This is a genomic window from Williamsia sp. DF01-3, from assembly GCF_023051145.1.
Lineage (GTDB): Bacteria > Actinomycetota > Actinomycetes > Mycobacteriales > Mycobacteriaceae > Williamsia.
The window spans coordinates 4,842,244-4,861,926 of record NZ_JALKFS010000005.1 but is presented as its reverse complement, the minus strand read 5'-3'; the positions used below and the strand labels follow the sequence as shown (position 1 = coordinate 4,861,926).

Here is a 19,683-nt window from a genome sequence, read left to right as displayed (position 1 = left end):
GTGCGTCCCGAAGATGTTGGTCCGGGCACCTACGTGCTCGGGATACGGCACCACGGGCCGGGTTCGGCCCGTGGGGTACTGGCCGAGTTGAGGCGCATCGACCCGGACATCGTGCTGATCGAAGGACCGGCGGATGCCGACCCACTTGTGGGCTTCGTCGGGTCGGACGAGATGTCGCCGCCTGTCGCCATCCTCGCGTATGCGGTGACCAAACCTGCAGTCGCGGCATTCTGGCCCTTCGCCGCGTTCTCTCCTGAGTGGCAGGCCATGTGCTGGGCCGTCGACAATGCCCGGCCGGTCCGGTTCTGCGACCTCCCTGCTTCGATGGTGTTGGCCCACAGCGGTGATGGTGACCGGAGCGGGACCGAGCCGGCGGACGATGAACTCACGCTCGACCTGGCCGAACCGGGTGGTCTCGACGCGGGTGCCCCCGTACGGACCGATCCCATCGGAGTGCTCGCCGACGCGGCCGGGTACGACGACCCGGAACGATGGTGGGATGACGTCATCGAAACGCGCTCGGATGGTGGAGGTTTTGATGCCATTGCCGAGGCGATGACCGCGTTGCGTGATGAACTTCCGGCGGTGGGCGATCTCGATGAACGACTGCACGAGGAACGCCGCGAGGCGCATATGCGTCAGGTTCTGCGCAAAGCGCTCAAAGAGCCAGGCGTGCAGAAGGTTGCGGTGATCTGCGGAGCGTGGCACGCCCCGGCGTTGATGGGAAAGTTGCCGTCCGCAACAGCGGATGCGAAAGTGCTGCGCGGCACTCCCAAGGTCCGGGTGAAACTGGCGTGGGTGCCGTGGACACACTCGCGACTGGCGTTCACCTCGGGCTACGGCGCGGGGGTGGTGTCGCCCGGTTGGTACCACCACCTGTTCACGCAGCATCAGGACGTGATCACCCGGTGGCTGATCAAGGTCGCACACCTGTTGCGCGCCAAAGACATCGCGATCTCGTCGGCGCACATCATCGAGGCCGCCCGGCTCGCCGAGAGTCTGTCGACGCTCCGGCGGCGACCACTCCCGGGGCTCGCGGAGGTGAGCGAGGCGACCGAGGCGGTGATGTGCGACGGCGACGACACGGTGATGCGACTGATCACCGACGAGCTGGTGATCGGGGAGCAGTTGGGGTCCACGCCCAAGGACGCCCCGACGGTACCTCTGGAGGCGGATCTGCGGGCTGTTGCCCGTTCGGCCCGGCTCAAGATCGAACCCATGGTGCGCGAGCTCGTGTTGGACTTGCGCAGACCTCCTGATCTGGCGAAGTCGGTTCTGCTGCATCGACTTGCGGCCTTGTCGATCGACTGGGGCGTTCCGGAAGACGTGAGCGGTTCGGGCACCTTCAAGGAGGGCTGGCTCGTGGCGTGGAAGCCCGATTTCGCGGTCGACATCGTGGTCGCATCGGCGTGGGGGACCACGGTGGAGGCCGCCGCGACCAACAGGCTGATCGAGCGCGCGGTCAAGGCGTCGCGGTTGTCCGGGGTCACCGCTGTGCTCGAGCAGGCGCTTCTTGCCGACCTCCCCGCCGCGGTGAGCCAGGTGCTGAACGCTTTACGAGACCGCGCTGCGCTCGACCGCGATGTGGAGCATCTGATGAGTGCTCTGCCTGCCCTGTCGCGGGCCTTGCGCTACGGCGATGTGCGAGGCACCGACACCAGCGCCCTTGCCGACGTCACAACATCGTTGCTGGTCCGGGTCTCTGCGGGACTGCCCGCTGCGATCACCGGTCTCGGCGCGGACGCTGCCGCCGAGTTCCGCACGTTGATCGATCAGGTGCACGAGGTGACTGCCCTGCTCGAACAGGGCGGGGTCGCCAGAGAAGAAGCAGCGAACTGGCGTGGCGTGCTCCGCGGACTTGCCGATCGTCGGGATCTGCACGGTTCTCTGGTCGGTCGCATTGTCCGAATCCTGCTCGACTCCAGAGAGATCGACGGCGATGAGGCGGCAACGCGGTTGCATCGTGCGCTCTCGGTGGGTGCCGTGCCCGCGGACAAGGCTGCCTGGATCGACGGCTTCATCGGTGGGGGAGGTCTGCTGCTGGTGCACGATCGGTCGCTGCTGGCCGTCATCGACCATTGGCTGGCCGGACTGCCCGACGAGCAGTTCACCGAGCTGGTCCCGTTGCTGCGGCGCACGTTCAGTGTGTTCGAGGCCGGAATCCGTCGCAACATCGCCGAGTCGGTGAAGGGCATCGGCGGAGGTGTGGTGCAGGTGGCGGCTCCGTCGTCGGTCGACGCAGAGCGTGCGGCGCCCGCTGTCGCAGTTGTCGCGGCGCTGCTCGGGCTGTCTGCTCCACAGTCCACGCCGCCGGCGGCGAAGGAGGGCACTGATGTCTCCTGATGAATCAGACCCAGTGGAAGACACCAGGCTCCGACGGTGGCGAATGGTGGTGGGCACTGCGGCGGATGAGCCGCTCGGGACGCCCGATCCCGGACACATGCAGGGGATGGATCGATCGCTGGCCGCCCTCTATGAGTCGGACCGTTCGCGCAGAGGCGGCTTGGGCGGGTCAGCGCCGTCGGTGGCCCGCTGGCTGGGTGACATCCGAAAGTACTTCCCCTCGAACGTGGTTCAAGTGATGCAGCGAGACGCCGTCGAACGTCTGGGTATCACCAAGCTGCTCGCCGAGCCGGAGTTGATGGATACCGTCGAGGCGAACATCGAGATGGTGAGCACACTGATCGGGCTCGGCAAGGCCATCCCGGAGACGTCGAGGGCATCGGCGCGTGCTCTGGTCCGCAAGGTGGTGGACGACGTCGAGCGCCGAGTGGCCGACCAGACGCGTGCGGCCGTCACCGGTGCGCTGAACCGGGCGGCAACCACGCATCGCCCGCGGCCGGGTGACATCGACTGGAATCGCACGATCGCCAGGAACCTCAAGCACTATCAACCGGACTACCGAACGGTGGTCCCCGAGCACCTGGTGGGGCATGGTCGGCGGGCCCAACATCTGGGTCGCGACGTCATCGTCGCCATCGACCAGTCGGCATCGATGGCGTCGTCGATTGTGTACGCGTCGATCTTCGGTTCGGTGCTGGCGTCGATGCGCTCGGTGAAGACCTCCCTGGTGCTGTTCGACACCGAAATCGTGGATCTCACAGACGAACTGGAAGATCCGGTGGACGTCTTGTTCGGCGCAACCCTCGGCGGTGGTACCGACATCAACCAAGCGATCGCGTACTGCCAGGGCCTTATCACCCGGCCTGCCGAGTCGATCTTCGTCCTCATCTCCGATCTCTACGAGGGTGGCCTCCGAGAGAAGATGCTGGCCCGGGTCGCTGCCATGACAGCGGCCGGGGTGCAGGTCATCGTGCTGCTGGCGCTGTCCGATGAGGGTGCGCCGGCATTTGATCGGGACATCGCAACGGCTCTGTCCGCCATGGGGATACCCGCTTTTGCATGCACACCCGACGCGTTCCCAGAACTCCTTGCGGTGGCCATCGGTCGCGGCGACATCGCGGCCTGGGCGACGTCGAAGGAGCTCGCGGCGCGCGGGATGTGATCAGGCGGGGATCTTGTCCGCCGCCGCCCCGATGAGGTTCAAGGCGTAGGGAACGGAGTAGATCGTCGGCTCACTCAGTGCCGCCGCGTTGTTGTTGTTCACGTACACCACCGCACCGCTCTTGACGGCTGTCCGATTCGACCAGCCCGGTAGCGATTCGAACGCCGCCGGATCGCCGCCTAGTGGCCAGAGTATGAGCAAGTCGGAGTTCAGCAGATCGGTGCGTTCACGCGAGATCAGTACGCGTGTCTGGCCTTCGGCGACCTCTTTGACCTTGGGGTCGAGAACCATGCCCATCGACGACATCAACTTGCTGACCGGATCGGTGTCATCGGCGACCACACCGACCTGACCTTCCTGGGTCAGCTGTCCGAACGAGAATGTCTTGCCCTGTGCTGCAGGATGATCCGTCTTGAAGTCGGCGACCTGGGATTCCACATCGTCCACCAGTGACTGGGCCTTGTCTTCTTTGCCGAAGATCCGGCCCGCCGTCAGTGTCACGTCTTGCCAGGAGTCCATGACCGCGTCCTTGGCCATCACCGGAATGGTCGGGGCCACCTGGCTGATCCGCTTGTATTCGTCCTCGCTGCCGAGATAGCCGGCGAGGATGAGATCTGGCGCGAGGGCAGCGAGTTGAGGGACGCTGATGGATTCCGTGCCGAAAAAGGTGATGACCTCGGCGTCGTTCTCCGGCGTCCACTCGAATCGGTTGTTCTCACCGGCGTATCCCTCGGTCACGTACCGGGCTTTGATCGGTTCGTCGAGCGCGAGGAGGGAATCGGTCCAGCTGCCCGTCAACGTGACCACAGTCATCGGGTCAGAATCGATTGTGGTGGAACCGAACTGGTGCTCGACAACCACCGGTTCGTAAGCCCCGTTGTCGGAGGATTCGTCGTCTGGGGAGCTACAACCTGCCGCCAGTAGCGACAAGGCAACCAGCACGCTGCCGATGATTTTTCCGTGATCGAACGCCCGGCGCATGCTTCACCCTTCACCAAATCCAACTTGAGTTAGGAGAGCCTAACCATGTGTAGGGTCGAAGGGCAACTACTTCTTGGGTCCGGGGGCACCAGGGGCGGCGGCCTTTGCTGCATCCGGGGCGTCGTACCCGCGATCGCCGTGCCGCTTCTGCATCCAGACGCCGATGGCCACGATGATGACCGCTGAGATGGTCGACAACGTGATGGCCTCGCGCTGGGCCGAGTCGAAAGCCATCAGGACGAGAACGGCCACGATGAAGACGATGACAAGGCCGGTCAGGTAAGGGAACAGCCACATCCTCACGGCAGGGGTCTCTTGGCGGGTGCGCATCGACTTCCCGAGAACCAGCTGGCTCACCGCGATTGACAGGTACACGAACAATGCGACTGCGCCGCTGGTTGCCAGCAGGTAGCCGAAGATCTTGTCGGGTAGTACGTAGTTGCCTACGACGGCAAGGAATCCGAGAACCATGGACGCCAGGACCGAGACCCACGGGACGCCGTTGGCCGTCAGTTTCTTGACCGCAGCCGGAGCCTCGTGCCGTTCGCCGAGCGAATACAGCATGCGCGATGCGGTGTACAGGGCGGAGTTCAGGCACGATGCCACCGCGGTGAGCACCACGATGTCCATGATCTGTGCCGACGCGGGGATGCCTATCGTTTCCAGCACGGTCTGATATGAACCGTCGTCGAGCTGGTTGTACGGAACGAGGGCCACCACGACAAAGATCGAGCCGATGTAGAAGATGCTGATGCGCCAGATCACCGAGTTCACCGCGCGTGTGATGCCCTTTTCCGGGTCGGGTGATTCGGCCGCGGCGATGGTGACGATCTCGGTGCCCATGAAAGAGAACATCGTCACCAGCATGGCCGAGATGATCGCGGTGTATCCGTTCGGAAGGAAGCCGTCGGGCTCCCAGAGATGGCTGACCCCGCTGGTCTCCGAACCCGGGAACAAGCCGAGGATCGCCACCACGCCGATCGCGATGAACGCAATGATGGCAACAACTTTGATCAAGGCGAACCAGAACTCGAACTCGCCGTAGTTCCCGACACTGATGAGGTTGGTGGCGGTGAGCAACAGGGTGACGGCGAGGGCCCAGATCCATTGGTCGCCGCCGATCAGTTTGCTGAAGATCTCCGCAGCCGCGGTGGCCTCCACAGGGATCACCAGCACCCAGAACCACCAGTAGAGCCATCCGACGGAGAAGCCCGCCCATCGCCCCAATGCCCGGTGCGAATAGACCGAGAAGGAACCCGTGTTGGGGTTGGCGGTGGCCATCTCGCCGAGCATGCGCATCACCAGCACCACAAGTGTCCCGGCAAGCGCGTACGAGATGATGACTGCCGGCCCGGCCTTCTCGATCGCATTCGCTGACCCGACGAACAACCCGGCGCCGATGACGCCCGCGATCGAGATCATCGTGATGTGTCTGGGTTTGAGGCTGGTGCCCAACGTCGCCGACGTGGCCGATCCGCCGGTGTTCTTCTCGGTGGTGCTCACGACTGAGCGTCCGTGCAGACGTTTTGGTGCCGCAGGATGACGGCGAGTGTCGACACAGGCAGTGGGGTTGCTGTCGGCATGATGGTCTGCCCTCTCGTTGCGCTGCGAGAAACTCGTTGCGGAGACTACCCCTTTGTGTCTGGCGCAAACCGCCGACACCCTGCCCACCTGTTGTGACTCGTCAGCCCCCGTCGTCTGCGGCGGCCGGGTCTTCTGAAGGGAGGTCTGGCGGCTGCGAATGGCTCTGCCGCATCGACCGATGTTCGTGTTCTCTGAGCGCTTCGTCGCGTGTGGCGATGACCTCGGTCCACTCGGCATCAACGGTTTCGCCCACGTGGTTGGCCCGGTTGACCCGCGGGACTTGATCGGGATCGACACATGCCGGCGGGATCCAGGCAACCCGGCCCGCGTCGGCGCCTTCGGTGATCATGACGGTCTGCCACTGGTCAGGATCGTCGCCGATCATCGCGTGATGGGCGGGGCAGGCCGGCACCAGCTCATCGACATTGGTGAGGCCGCCCAGAATCCACGCGTTCACGTGATGGATCTCGGCCCAGGTGGCCGGTTGGCGACAGCCCGGGTGCGAACAGCCACGGTAGGCGGCGAACAACGCCAACCGCTGACCCTGCTGGGCAACGCGTTTCGCCCGGGCGAAGTACAGGACCTCGGCTGAGTGATGTGCGAACACAGCCAACGACTTGTCTGAGCGAGCGGCGAGTTCGAGAGCGTCTTTGACTGGGAGATCCACCCCCGACGCGGTGGTTGCGATGCCTGCCACGTCGTCGAGTTGCTGCTTTGTCATCGTGATGATCACCTGGGCCGGCAACCCGCGGTGGGACGTGCCCAGAAGTTTGTATTCCAGGACGGTGCGCAGAATCGCTTTGAACGCGTCGTGTTGGCGCTGGGCGGTGGTGCGGGTGTCGCGGTGGGCGGCCGACTCGATCAGTGCTTTGTGGTGGCCCGGATCGTCGGCGGCTCCGGCCGGGGAATCGGGGTCATCAGGGTTGTTCATGCCTGGGGCAGCCCACACATCGAGGACGGTCTTGAACAGTGCCAGCGTCTGGGGATCGAGGGTGCCGGTGATCTTGGCCATCAGGTCAGTGCCCTGGTCGCCAACACTCAACCCGCGATTGCGTTTGCGGTCCTGCTCATCGGTCAGTGCGCCGTCGGGGTCGACCCGCGCCAGCACCTCGCGTCCACACTGGATCAGGTCAGTCGGATTCATCGTGCGCGCGTTGTCGACCATCCATGCATCGACAACGTCGAGTACCTCGGGTGCGGCCTTGTTGGGGATGTGTTTGCGCACATCAAGCATGACATCCATGTGTGCTAACCCAATTGCTCCGTCTGCCATCGCCTTTGCTGCTGCAGGGCACTTCGGCGGCAGCACCTCGCCCTGCAGGGAGTGAAGCCGGGCGACGGCATCCAATGCCTTCAACCGCGATGACGCATCGCCGCGCGTCACCCGCAACTCACTCATCACGAAGCGGTGCAATGTCGGGTGCCCGGCCTTGCGGAATGCGCCCCGCTCTGACACTTCGAGTAGCCGTTGTAAACCTTGAAAACCAAGAGCGCGAACAGCTTTCTCGTTCATTCGTACCAGCTCGCACACCGCCGCGTCATCAAGATCTGACGAAGACGCACCCGCTATTTGGTCCAGGACAGAACTCAGGTCTCGATACAGGCCCATCAACACCGGCGGCGCCGGTGGATCAAGAGAAGTGGTGTCGGTCATCGGTTGGTCCCCCCCGGGCCTCGATCAACTGGTGTCAGTCTACCTCGATTTCAGACGTTTGTCGAACATGTGTTCGAAACCAAGATTGGTGTTCTCGCCGGGGCTCGAGAGTCAGGCCGGTTTGTCGAATTGCATTCCAGCCCAATGCTTTGAGGGCATGCCCGCGGTTCAGCTCTTCATCGAGTAGGTCGTATGGATGCCATATGGAGTCGACACCACGTCGGTTTGCGCGAGTTCGACGTGTGGCAAGTCCTTCCACAACGGGGTGCCCGCGCCTAGTATCACGGGCGCGATGTGCAGGCGCAGCTCGTCTACCAAGGCTGCGCGCAGGAATTGGCCGGCGACGTCAGCGCCACCCATGATGACGATGTCCTTCGTGCCGGCCAACTCCAGGGCGGCATCCAGTGCGGCCCTGGGTCCGCCGGTGACGAATGTGAAGCCATGTCGTAGTCGTGGATTATCGGGAACATTGTGCGTCAGAACAATATTCGGAGGTCGGGTGGATTGATCGCGAGCAGCGCCATACCCGACGTCGTCGTTCCAGCCGTCGGGTGCGTCGATGATGTCGAAGGTGCGTCTTCCCATGATCACCACGCCGGTGGCCTCGTATCCGCTCGCCAGGATCTGCTCGTCGGCGTCGGTCTTGTGGGCCATCGCCCAGTGGTGCAGGGCCTCGCCCCCGACCCCGAGCCCTTGCTCGAGCCCTGGAGAAGGCCCCGTGACGTATCCGTCCAGTGACATGGTGATGTCCACGCAGATCTTGGTCATCTCGTCTCCTCTCGTAACCGAGCCTCTTCTGATGTGGACCGCGTCGACGGGCGTTTGTCATCGGTGTGCGTAGCATCTGCGGACAAGGGCTGGCGACGAAGGGCATGTGATGACAACACCGTTTGGGCAGGCAGGAACCGCAAAATATGTGCAGCTGACCACGTTCCGTAAAGACGGGACACCGGTGTCCTCGCCGCTGTGGGCGGCGCTCGACGGCGACAAATTGTTGATGTGGACGGTGACCGATTCATGGAAGGTGAAGCGGCTGCGTTGTAACCCGGCCGTGGTGGTCCAGGCGTGCGACGTGCGGGGCAAGCAGACGTACGGAGATCCCGTGTCCGGAACAGCCCAGATCCTCGATACCCCGGGCAGTGATCACGCCAGGGACGTGGTGCAGAAGAAGTACGGGCTCCTCGGATGGGTCACGGTGAAGGGCAGCCTGCTGCGCAGAGGCAAGAAGGGCACCGTGGGGTTGGCGATCACCGCTGACAGCTGAATGACCCGACCCGGGTGTTCCCGTCGCAGGCAAAAGCCGGCAGGCAGGTTGTATGAGTCCGCTTGTGCGGTAGATTGTCAACAATCTACGAAGACGGAACGCGAGGGGTTTGGGTGCGGTGACTCATGTCCGATGAGATCAAGAAGTCAGGCGGTGCCCGCGGGCGCGTGGCCAGATCTCGGGTGCTCGAACCCCTGGTCCAGGAGTCGACTCCGGCCATCATCGCCCGCCAACTGCGTGCAGCCATCGCCAAAGGCGACTTTCCTCCCGGTTCGCAACTGACCGAATCGGGCCTGGCGGCCGATCTGGGCGTCAGCCGCGGACCACTGCGTGAGGCCATGCAGAGGTTGACGCAGGAAGGGCTGCTGGTCAGCTACCGGAACCGCGGTCTGTTCGTGATCACCATGGACGACGACGACATCAGGGACATGTACGTCGCCCGAGCCGCGGTTGAGCGCGCAGCACTCGAACAGGTGATCCTGCGCCGCCCCGACGACGCCGTCGACGTCCTCACCGCCGCAGTCGAGGAGATGGAGCGGCACGCGGACGACCCCAACGGTCCGCAGATTGCGGACGCGGACATGGCATTTCACCACGAACTCGTAGAACTCGCCGGTAGCCCCCGGCTCTCGCGACTTCACGAGACCATTCTCGTCGAGACACGGATGTGTCTGGGGGCCATGCGAGGCACCTACGTATCCGCCGAAGAGCGGATCTCCGAACACCGCCGCATCGTCGCGGCAATTGCCCAGCGGGACACAAAATCGGCCGACGAACTGATGGTCGACCACATGCGGGACGGGTTGCGTCGAATCATCGCCGAACCGGGTGCCGTATCTCAATTCGGTGGCGCAGCGATAACGTCGAGTCCGAACGTGCCCGTCGACCGACCGGCATCGGGAAGATAGAACGGGCTTCGGCAACCTGCCGCGGCCACCATCCTCGAGGAGGCCTGCACCGACAAACGCCTAGTCACCTGCTTTCAAAACGCGGAAGTAGCAGGAATCTGTGGGCCTCGAAGACACCAGAGCCCGACGTCTTCAGTTGAAGGGGGTATCAATGAGCCCGAACATCGCGAAATCGAATTCAGACATTGCACCAGGATTTCCGGATCCGGATTCACCGGAAGGCAAGAAGCTCTTACGCAAGGCCATCGGCGCATCCGCCATCGGCAACGCGACCGAGTGGTACGACTACGGCGTCTACGCCGCCACCACGACTTATCTCACGCAAGCTTTCTTTCCCGGCGACCTCGGGACCATCGGCACGATGCTGGGATTTGCGATCTCCTTTGTGCTCCGACCGCTCGGCGGCATGATCTGGGGTCCGATCGGAGACCGGATCGGCCGAAAAGCCGTGCTGGCCATGACCATTTTGCTCATCTCGGGCGCCACCGCCCTCATCGGACTGCTGCCCACGCATGCGGTCGCCGGTGTATGGGCGCCGATCCTGTTGATCGCACTGCGGGTGGTCCAGGGATTCTCCACCGGAGGCGAATACGGCGGAGCGGCAACGTTCATGGCCGAATACGCGCCGGACAAGAAGCGCGGCCGGTATGGAAGCTTCCTCGAGTTCGGCACACTCGCCGGGTTCGTGATGGGCACCGCCATCGTGCTGCTGCTCGAACTGGCGCTCAGCGACCAACAGATGGAGACCTGGGGCTGGCGCATCCCGTTCCTGCTCGCGTTGCCATTGGGTCTGGTGGGTCTGTACCTGCGAAATCAGATGGAAGACACACCGGTTTTCAAGGAACTCGAGCAGAAGGATGAGATCGAGGGCACCGCGTGGACGCGGTTCAAGGATTTGCTCACCAACTACTGGCAGCCCATCCTGGTGATGTTCGGCCTGGTGATCGCCCTCAACGTGGCCAACTACACGTTGCTGGCATATCAGCCGACGTACCTCAAGACCACCATCGGAATGAGCGAGACCACCGGCACGGTTGTCATCCTCATCGGCGAGCTGGCAATGATGGCGTGTATCCCGTTCTTCGGTGCCTGGTCGGACAAGATCGGCCGCAAACCGATGTGGTGGGGTTCGCTGATCGGTCTGTTCGTGTTCGCGTTGCCGATGTACTGGCTGATGGGGCAGGGCTTCGGCTGGGCCATCGTCGGATTCCTGGTGCTGGGGCTGCTGTACATCCCGCAGCTGTCGACCATCTCGGCAACGTTCCCGGCCATGTTCCCCACGCAGGTGCGGTACGCCGGGTTCGCCATCTCCTACAACGTGGCCACGGCGGCGTTCGGAGGCACGGCGCCGCTGATCAACGACGCGGTCACCGAGAACGAGGGTTGGGAGTTGTTCCCGGCCGGCTACATGATGCTCGCCTGCGTGATCGGCATGATCGCGCTGCCCTTCCTGCGCGAGACGGCAGGCTTCTCGATTCGGGGCACCGACATCCCCGGTGAGGAAACCGACGCCGAGAAGAAGTTGGTGCACAACAGCTGACGCACCACGATCGGGCCCGTGGGACGCCGTCGACGGCTATTCGCCCTCGGACGGCGTCCACGGGGACGATCGTGACCGCTTGCCGGTCAGAGCAGGCGCAGCGCCAGCAGTGCGTAAGCCTTTGCAGCGGTGACCAATTCGTGTATCGAGACCGATTCATCCGGGCGGTGTGCCTGATCGTTGAGACCACCCGGGCCCAGGACGATGGCGGGGATCCCGAGGTCCCGGCTGATGAAGCCGCCGTCGCACGCGGCGGTCCAGCCTGTGATCTCGGTATGGCCACCGGCGTCGCCGACGGCACGAGCGGCCTCGGTGACCAATGGGTGGTCGATGGTGGTCTGGAATCCCGGCATCGACATCGTCACCTCGACGTCCACTGTGATGCCGTCGCTGTCGATGCCCGCTTCGGTGATCGCGCCGCGTAACCAGGACGCCACAGCGTAGGCGTCTTCCCCGGGCATCAGCCGGCGGTCGAAGCTGACGGTCGCATGCGGTGCGACCACCGAGATGCCCTGCCCGCCTTCGATCAGCCCGGTGTTCCAGGTTCCCGAGCCCAGAAGCGGGTCCGGTGAGCGCGCAAGTCGGCGGGCGTCGGCGCGGACGAGGTCGATGATCGCGGCGGCAGCGTCGATGGCGTTGCGGCCATCTGCCGGGCGACCCGAATGTGCGGCCCGCCCGGTCACCCGAACCTCGAGGTAAGAGGCTCCGCGACAAGCGATCACGGTTTCGAGGTCAGTCGGTTCGGCGACCACACAACCGGCGAATCGATACGATCCATCGCTCCGGGTCACAAAATCGCGGATGCCGATGCCGAGGTCTTCCTCGTCGACGGTGCAGACCAATTGGACGGGCCCGGGTAGTGCCACCCCCGACCGCGACAAGGCCGCCATCGCGATGATTGCCGCCGCGAGGCCACCCTTCATGTCGGTGGCGCCGCGACCGAAGATCCGCCCCGCGTCGACCGTGGATTCGAACGGATCGCGTGTCCACCCGTCACCGGCAGGTACCACGTCCGAATGGCCGAGGACCATGAGGCCGGGTGCGTTGCCGGTGCCGGGGAGTGTCGCAGTGAAGTTCGGTCTGCCGGGGGCCACCCCCCAGCTGTCGACGATGAAACCGAGTTCGTGACAGGCCTTGTGGAGTATCTGGACCGTCTGTTGCTCGGTACCGCCGGGATTCTCGCCGCCCGCGTCGATGAGCGAGCAGGTCAGTGCCACCAACTCAGGCTCGTCGATCAGCTCGAGAACAGACCGTTCGGTCATGCCGCCAGTGCCAGATCCAGTGCGGTTCGCAGCCGCTTCACACCCTCGTCGATGCGGTCGGGTGTGCTGGATGCAAAGCACAGCCGCAGCGCGTTGCGGTAGTGGCCACCGGGCGACAGCGCCGGCCCCGGAATGAACGCAACACCTTCGGCCAGGGCGATCTCGAACAGCTCGCGGGTGTCGATACCGGCATACTTCCCTTGCAATGTCACCCAGAGGAAGAAGCCACCCTCGGGATGTGTGGTGGCCACCTCATCGCCCAGATGTGTCTGCAGAGAGGCGATCATCGCGTCCCGACGAATGCGGTACAGGTCGCGGAGCATCACCAGATGGTCCTCCAACCCGCCACGCGAGATGTACTCGGCCACGATGTGCTGGTTGGGCACGTTGGTACATGTGTCCATCGCCTGCTTGCCGTTGATCAGCAGTTGCCGCAGAGCGGGGTCGGCGTCCACCCATCCGACGCGCCATCCCGGCGCCAGGATCTTCGAGAACGTGCGCACCGAAAAGAGCAGTGGGTCATCGGGACTCAGGGTCCGGAACGTGGGGATGTCCTCGCCGGAGAACCGCAGCAGTGCGTACGGATCGTCGTCGATGATGACCGCGCCCCACTTGTGGGCCAACTCCAGCAACGCGATTCGCCGTTCCAGCGACAAGGTGACGCCACTCGGGTTCTGGAAGTTGGGGATGGTGTAGATGGCCTTGGGGGTTCGATGAGTTCGCGCGACCAGATCCGGAAGCTGGTCCACCATGAGTCCCTCGTCGTCCACCGGCACCTCGAGTAGCTGAGCCCCGTACGACAGGGCGGTGGCGCTTCCGTTGGTGTACGTGGGCGACTCGACGATCACCAGATCGCCGGGGTCGACGAACAACTTGCAGGCCAGATCGAGTCCCTGCATACCGCCGGTGGTGATGACGAGCCGATCCTCGGAGGCCGGATCAGGTGTGCCGGCAAGGTATTTGACCAGTAGATCGAGCAGGCGCGGCTCGCCCTCGGAAGCGCCGTAGGTGAACGACGTGTGGTCGAGGATGCTGCCGGCTATCTCGCGGAACTCGTCGGCGGGTACCGCTTCGTCGGCGGGCGAACCCATCGCGAAGCGGACGATGTCGTGCTTCTGCGTGGCGAGCAGCGACGTCGACGAGTCGATCATCGACCCGACCAGATCTTTGGCCCGGCCGGCCAGCGGGAAGGTGCGGCTGGAGTGGGACAGATCGGTTGCGGTCATGCGGTCACCTCTCACTTCTCATCAGGTCACTTGCGGATCAGGTCTCGCGGAAAGCTGGTGAACGTCTCGACCCCGGTCGCGCTCACCCGCACCGACTCGGACAACTCGAATCCGTAGCCGTCCATCCACATTCCACACACGATGTGAAATGTCATGTTCTCCTCGAGGATCGTCTCGTCCTCGGTCCGGATGCTGATGGTGCGCTCACCCCAGTCGGGTGGGTAGCCGATACCGATCGAATAGCCGAGCCGGGATGGCTTTTCGAGTCCGTACTTGGCCAGGGTCCAGTTCCACGTGGAAGCGAGCTCCCGCGTCGGTACCCCCGGTGCGATGGCGTCGAGAACGTTGTTGAGGCCCTCTGCGGTGGCTCCGGCAACGTAGTCGACATCCTTGTTCACCGGTCCGAGTGACACGGTGCGGGCGAGAGGGCAGTGGTAGCGGTTGTGGGCGCCCGTCAGCTCGACCACCACTGCCTCACCGCCGACGAAAGTGCCCTGATGCCAAGTGAGATGGGGAGTGTCGGCTGCTTCGCCCGTCGGCATCATCGGCACAATGGCCGGGTAGTCGCCGCCGAATTGATCGGTACCGGTGATCTGCGCCTGCGAGATCGCCGCTGCGGCATCACACTGCCGCACCCCGATGTCGATGGTGTCGATGGCCGCGCGCATCGCCTCCGAGCACACCATGCCCGCCTGCCGCATCAGCTGAACCTCGGCGTCCGACTTGACGGACCTCACCCAGTTCACGAGCTCGAAGCAGTCCACCAGCTTCCACTCCGGGATCGCGTTGAACAGCGCCCGATACGCCTTGGGGGAGAAGAAGTGCGAGTCCATCTCCAAGCCGACGGAGCCACCTCGCGACGCCGGCGCGATCAGATGGCGTTGCCGCAAAGCGAATGCCACCCAATCGAACGGATGCACGTGGGGCCTGTGGATGTAGCTCTCGGGATAGCCGACGATCTGCTCGTCGGGCAGCCAGGTGGTGCGATGCGCACCCCGAGCGTCCATGTCGCGCGCGAAGAAGACCATGTCGCCGTCCATCGGAACGAACAACATCTGTGGGGTGTAGAAGGACCACGCGTTGTACCCGATGAGATAGAAGATGTTGGCCGGGTCCGTGACGATGATCGCCGACAGCCCCTGCCGGTCCATCACCTTGCGGACAGCCGCCAGCCGCTGCTCGTATTCGGCGTCGGTGAACAGCTGCGATCCGAGATACATACTGTGTCCTCACACCTTTCGGTGAATGTTCGCGATGTTGCCGGTCTGATCAGGTCCTCGGTATGGCGAGATACTTGATCTCGAGGAACTCCTCGATCCCGACCCGGCCGCCTTCGCGGCCCAATCCGGATTGTTTCACCCCACCGAAGGGTGCTGCAGGGTTGGAGACCAAACCTGTGTTGAGGCCCACCATTCCGACTTCGAGTGCCGACGACATCCGCAGTCCACGATCGACGTCTTGGGTGAACAGATAGCCGACCAAACCCCAGGGAGTGTTGTTGGCCATCTCGATCACCTCCTCTTCGGTGTCGTAGGGGATGACCGGTGCCACCGGCCCGAAGATCTCGGTGCCCATCAGCTCGGACTGCGGGTCAACGCCCGAAAGCACCGTCGGCTGATAGAAGTAGCCGGCATCAGCGCCCTCTTGACCGCCCACCACCACGGTGGCCCCTCGTTCGACGGCGTCCGAGACCAGGGTGCGGACCTTGTCGACGGCCTTGCGCTCGACGAGCGGCCCCACATGGGTGCCCTCGTCCACGCCGTCACCGACGTTCAACGCGCCCATCCGTTCGGCCAGCTTCGTGGCGAACTCGTCGGCCACGCTGCGATGCACGAACATCCGGTTGGCCGCCGTGCAGGCCTCACCCATGTTGCGCATCTTGGCGACGATTGCGCCGCCGACGGCCTTGTCGAGGTCGGCATCGGGGCAGACGATGAACGGTGCGTTGCCGCCCAGTTCCATCGATGTGCGCATCACGGTCCGAGATGCCTGCTCCAGCAGCAACTTTCCGACCTGGGTGGAACCGGTGAAGCTGACCTTGCGGGCCAGGCCGCTGTCCATCCAGGTCTCCACCACGGAACCGGGGTCGTCGGTGGTGACCACGTTCAGCACACCGGCAGGCAAGCCGGCGAGTGTGAGGATCTCGGTGAGGGCAAGCGTTGTGAGCGGGGTGAGTTCGGCAGGCTTGAACACCATGGTGCAGCCGGCTGCGATCGCAGGCCCGATCTTGCGGGTGCCCATCGCCAGTGGGAAGTTCCACGGGGTGATGAGGATGCATGGTCCCACCGGTTCCTTCGTCACCAGGATGCGGTTTGCACCGTCGCCGGTGGTGGTGTGACCACCGTCGATGCGGACCGCCTCTTCGGAGAACCACCGGAAGAACTCTGCGCCATAGGCCACTTCACCTCGCGCCTCGGCCAGAGGCTTGCCCATCTCGGTGGTCATGATCAGCGCCAGATCCTCCTGTCGTTCGAGGATCAATTCGTATGCCCGGCGGAGGATGTCGCTGCGTGCGCGCGGCGGTGTTGCTGCCCAGCTCTTCTGGGTGGCCGCGGCCGACTCGATGGCCGCAGCGGCATCGGCCTGTGCACCCTTGGCGACGTGGGCGACGACCTCACCGGTGGCGGGGTTCTCGACCGCGAAGGTGGCGCCGTCTGCTGCTTGGCCCCATTCGCCGCCGATGTACAGGCCGCTGGGCAGTGAAGCGATCAGCTCGGCTGCCCTGGTACGCCGTTCGGTGTTCTGAGCGGCGGGTGGTGTTTCGGTGGATGTCGTCATGGTCGAACCTCCTTGGTGGTCTCGGATGATTGCGCCGGGTCGAGTAATTCGGCCAGGTGGACCGATTCGACGGCAGGCACGGTGTCGTCGGTGGCAGAGAGGTGCGAAACGGCCATCGCACAGCTGAATCCGTCGGTGAGGACCGGTGTGGATTGGTCCCGGGCACGCAGCGCTGGGGCGAGCGCCTGTTCGGCCACGCCCATGCTGACGTCGTAGTGACCTTTTTCGAAGCCGAAATTGCCTGCCACACCGCAGCATCCGTCGGCCTGCTCGACCTTGGTCGCCCCGAGTCTGCGCAGAACCGATTGCTGCACGGTGGGCCCGAACGCCGAGTACTCGTGGCAGTGGGTCTGCACGACGACGTCCGCGGGCAACGGCACGGGTGGTTCCCACCCGTCGTCGAGTAGATGGCCCACCTCGTCGGCGAAACTCCGAACCCGTGAAGCCACCCGGCGGGCGACCTCGCTGTGCACCAACTCCGGGAGGTCCTTGCGCAGTGCTGCGGCGCAGCTCGGTTCGGGCACCACAATCGGCCGGTCGGTGCCGTCGTCGAGAGCAGCGGCGGTACGGATCAGCACCTTTCGCGCGTGATCGAGTTGCCCGGTGGAGATCCACGTGAGCGCGCAACATTGGTCGGCCGAACAGCTCACGGTCTGGCCTCCCGATTCCAGGACCCGCGCCGCGGCACCGGCGACGTGTGGCCGGAACGCCTTGGTGAACGAGTCGACGAACAGCACCACGTCGGACGCCGGGTCGGTGCGTAGACCGGCCATCGCGGTGTGCACCTGTGTGCGGGTGGCGAAGGCGGGCATGGTGCGTCGCGGATCAAGCCCGCCGGCCCGGGATGCGGGACCGGCGAGGCGGCCCGCCAGCATCCTGTTGATGACGGGGGCCAGAGCCGTGGCGGCGCCGAGCCAGGCAGGCATCCATCCGAGCGAATAATGCGACAGTGGTCGCAGGCGCCGCCGGTAGTAGTTGGAGAAGAACTCGGACTTGTACGTGGCCATGTCGACGCCCACCGGGCAATCGGTCGAACACGCCTTGCATGACAAGCACAGGTCGAGGGCTTCGCGAGAATCCTCGTCGCGCCAGCCTGATTCGATGTCGGGTGCCGTGCGCACCATCTCTTGCAGGACGCGGGCCCGGCCGCGCGTGGAGTCCTTCTCGTCGCGGGTGGCGCGATAGCTGGGGCACATCACGCCACCCGAATCCGATCGGCAGCGACCGACACCGATACACCCCTGGACGGCGTGCACAAAGGGGTCGAGGCCCGGCTGCCCATCGTCCCGCGTCCCGGGCGTGCCGAGATCAAAACTGGTTCGCCATACGCGACTGGGCACACCGGCGAGCACAAGATTCGCATCGATGGGGTCCGGATCGACGATGCTGCCGGGGTTGAGGATGCCTGCCGGATCCCAGATGCGCTTGAAGGCACCGAAGGCCTCGATCATCTGGGGCGAGTACATCAGGGGCAACAGCTCCGAGCGGGCCCGGCCATCGCCGTGTTCGCCCGACAGCGAGCCACCATGACGCACAACGAGTTCGGCGGCGTCACGACAGAACTTCCTCATCACCGCTCGGCCATGCGTACTGCGGAGGTCGAAGGTGATCCGGACATGCATGCACCCGGCGCCGAAGTGTCCGTACATGACACCGGTCAGTCCGTGGTGATCGAGCAGTGCGGTGAACCCTTCCAGATAGTCGGCCAGCCTTTCGGGGGCAACGGCCGAATCCTCCCAGCCGGGCCAGGATTCGTAGCTGCCGCCGTCGCCACCGTCTTCGGGGTTCACCTGCTGCGGTGCCACCAGCCGTGACGACAATCCGGCACCGTCCTCGCGGATACGCCACAGCGAGACCCGTTGCTGCCGGTCGGGCACGGTCCGGCCGTCCACCAGTCGACCGTTTGTGTAGAGCTTGTCGAGAAGGTCCTGCGCCGCCTGAGGCACGTTCGAGCTGCTCTCTTCGTCGAGATCCACGTACAGCCAGGCATTTCCCTGTGGCAGACCCACCACCGAGTCATCGCCTCGACGCGCTTGCATCGTCTCGACGATGCGCTCGTCGATACCTTCGATGGCCGAGGGCTTGAACTCGAGCAGGGTCGGTACGTCGCGGGCGGCGTCCACCACGTTGCGGTAGCCGAGACAGAGGAGAAGCGCGCTGGTGGGCGCGGGCACGAGACGAACGGTGGCCGAGACCACGATCGCGCAGGTGCCTTCGGTGCCGACCAGGGCGCGGGCCACATCAAAACCGTTTTCGGGCAGCAACTTACCGAGGTGGTAGCCGGACACCTGGCGTGGGATCCGGTCCATCTCGGTTCGCAGGATGGCCATGTTCGCCGCCGTGAGCTCGCGCATCGCCGCACTCAGTTGGGCTGCCCGGGCCACCGCTTCGGTGTCGGAGGGGTCGGTTGCGCTCAACCCGTCTCGGAATGCGGTGAGGCGCAGTCCATCGGCCGTGACCAGGTTCAGTGCCTCGACGTGGTCGGTGGTGCGCCCGTGGCGCACCGAGTGGTTGCCGCATGCGTCGTTGCCGATGGCCCCGCCGAGGGTTGCCCGGGACTGGCTCGAGGGGTCCGGTGCAAAGGTCAGTTCACCGTCTGTCTGGGCCGCGACCTGGTGCTGCAGGGTGGTGAGCACCATGCCGGCCTGCGCCACCGCCGTCCTGCCGTGCGGATCGACGGAGATGAGTCTGTTCATGTGCCGGGAGAAGTCCAGCACCACGCCGGTCCCGATCGCGTTGCCGCCCATGCCCGTTCCGCCACCGCGGGCGGTGAGCGTCAGGTGATGCCGGTGGCAGTAGGCGGCCACCGCAGCCACCTCGCGATCGTCCCGAGGGAAGACCACCGTGAGGGGCTTGAGTCGGTAGTTCGAGGCGTCGTAGGAGTATTCGGTGAGACGGCGAGACGAGGCGTCGGCGCTCAGCCCGAGCGCTTGTAGATCAGCGGCGACACGGGAGCCGGACAGTTCGGGGTCCATCACCCC

Annotated in this window: 14 protein-coding genes; 5 read left to right on the top strand and 9 right to left on the bottom strand. The window is 64.4% G+C overall.

Translation table 11 applies throughout. The features are described 5' to 3' along the window. A complete protein-coding gene (locus MVA47_RS24830) occupies positions 1–2,343 on the top strand; it encodes a DUF5682 family protein (RefSeq protein ID WP_247211065.1) in 2,343 nt (780 codons plus the stop codon). After that, positions 2,333–3,505: a VWA domain-containing protein gene (locus tag MVA47_RS24825; protein WP_247210270.1), complete on the top strand. Its 1,173-nt coding sequence runs from the start codon at positions 2,333–2,335 to the stop codon at positions 3,503–3,505. Before MVA47_RS24830 ends, MVA47_RS24825 begins: the two co-directional genes overlap by 11 nt. On the opposite strand, the gene MVA47_RS24820 is transcribed toward MVA47_RS24825, so the two are convergent. The 4 genes from MVA47_RS24820 to MVA47_RS24805 form a co-directional block, all read right to left on the bottom strand. Further along, the gene (locus MVA47_RS24820) at positions 3,506–4,486 is read right to left on the bottom strand and encodes an ABC transporter substrate-binding protein (RefSeq protein WP_247210269.1); all 981 of its coding nucleotides are present in this window, start codon (positions 4,484–4,486) and stop codon (positions 3,506–3,508) included. A gap of 66 nt (positions 4,487–4,552) precedes the next feature. Beyond that, positions 4,553–5,908, bottom strand: coding sequence for an amino acid permease (locus tag MVA47_RS24815; RefSeq protein ID WP_247211064.1), 1,356 nt, complete (start codon positions 5,906–5,908; stop codon positions 4,553–4,555). A 262-nt stretch (positions 5,909–6,170) separates the two neighbouring features. Further along, positions 6,171–7,724, bottom strand: coding sequence for an HNH endonuclease signature motif containing protein (locus tag MVA47_RS24810; RefSeq protein ID WP_247210268.1), 1,554 nt, complete (start codon positions 7,722–7,724; stop codon positions 6,171–6,173). Positions 7,725–7,892: 168 nt separating this feature from the next. After that, positions 7,893–8,492, bottom strand: coding sequence for a dihydrofolate reductase family protein (locus MVA47_RS24805; RefSeq protein WP_247210267.1), 600 nt, complete (start codon positions 8,490–8,492; stop codon positions 7,893–7,895). A 109-nt stretch (positions 8,493–8,601) separates the two neighbouring features. On the opposite strand from MVA47_RS24805, the gene MVA47_RS24800 reads away from it, so the two are divergent. The 3 genes from MVA47_RS24800 (at position 8,602) to MVA47_RS24790 (ending at position 11,436) form a co-directional block, all read left to right on the top strand. Beyond that, positions 8,602–8,988: a PPOX class F420-dependent oxidoreductase gene (locus tag MVA47_RS24800; RefSeq protein ID WP_247210266.1), complete on the top strand. Its 387-nt coding sequence runs from the start codon at positions 8,602–8,604 to the stop codon at positions 8,986–8,988. 125 nt (positions 8,989–9,113) lie between these two features. Beyond that, a complete protein-coding gene (locus MVA47_RS24795; RefSeq protein WP_247210265.1) occupies positions 9,114–9,896 on the top strand; it encodes a GntR family transcriptional regulator in 783 nt (260 codons plus the stop codon). A gap of 151 nt (positions 9,897–10,047) precedes the next feature. Then, positions 10,048–11,436, top strand: a complete 1,389-nt coding sequence (locus MVA47_RS24790; protein WP_247210264.1) for an MFS transporter — start codon at positions 10,048–10,050, stop codon at positions 11,434–11,436. 86 nt (positions 11,437–11,522) lie between these two features. On the opposite strand, the gene MVA47_RS24785 is transcribed toward MVA47_RS24790, so the two are convergent. The 5 genes from MVA47_RS24785 to MVA47_RS24765 are packed head-to-tail and all read right to left on the bottom strand — an operon-like array spanning position 11,523 to position 19,677. Next, positions 11,523–12,698 carry a M20 family metallopeptidase gene (locus tag MVA47_RS24785; protein WP_247210263.1) on the bottom strand — a complete coding sequence of 392 codons (1,176 nt, stop codon included), beginning with the start codon at positions 12,696–12,698 and terminating at the stop codon, positions 11,523–11,525. Then, positions 12,695–13,924 carry a PLP-dependent aminotransferase family protein gene (locus tag MVA47_RS24780; protein ID WP_247210262.1) on the bottom strand — a complete coding sequence of 410 codons (1,230 nt, stop codon included), beginning with the start codon at positions 13,922–13,924 and terminating at the stop codon, positions 12,695–12,697. Before MVA47_RS24780 ends, MVA47_RS24785 begins: the two co-directional genes overlap by 4 nt. Before the next feature lie 26 nt (positions 13,925–13,950). Continuing rightward, positions 13,951–15,144 (bottom strand): M24 family metallopeptidase, encoded by a 1,194-nt coding sequence (locus MVA47_RS24775; RefSeq protein ID WP_247210261.1) that lies wholly within the window; start codon positions 15,142–15,144, stop codon positions 13,951–13,953. 49 nt (positions 15,145–15,193) lie between these two features. Continuing rightward, positions 15,194–16,702 carry an NAD-dependent succinate-semialdehyde dehydrogenase gene (locus MVA47_RS24770; RefSeq protein WP_247210260.1) on the bottom strand — a complete coding sequence of 503 codons (1,509 nt, stop codon included), beginning with the start codon at positions 16,700–16,702 and terminating at the stop codon, positions 15,194–15,196. Beyond that, positions 16,699–19,677, bottom strand: a complete 2,979-nt coding sequence (locus tag MVA47_RS24765; RefSeq protein WP_247210259.1) for an FAD-binding and (Fe-S)-binding domain-containing protein — start codon at positions 19,675–19,677, stop codon at positions 16,699–16,701. The genes MVA47_RS24770 and MVA47_RS24765 overlap by 4 nt, the downstream gene beginning before the upstream one ends. Positions 19,678–19,683: the final 6 nt, after the last annotated feature.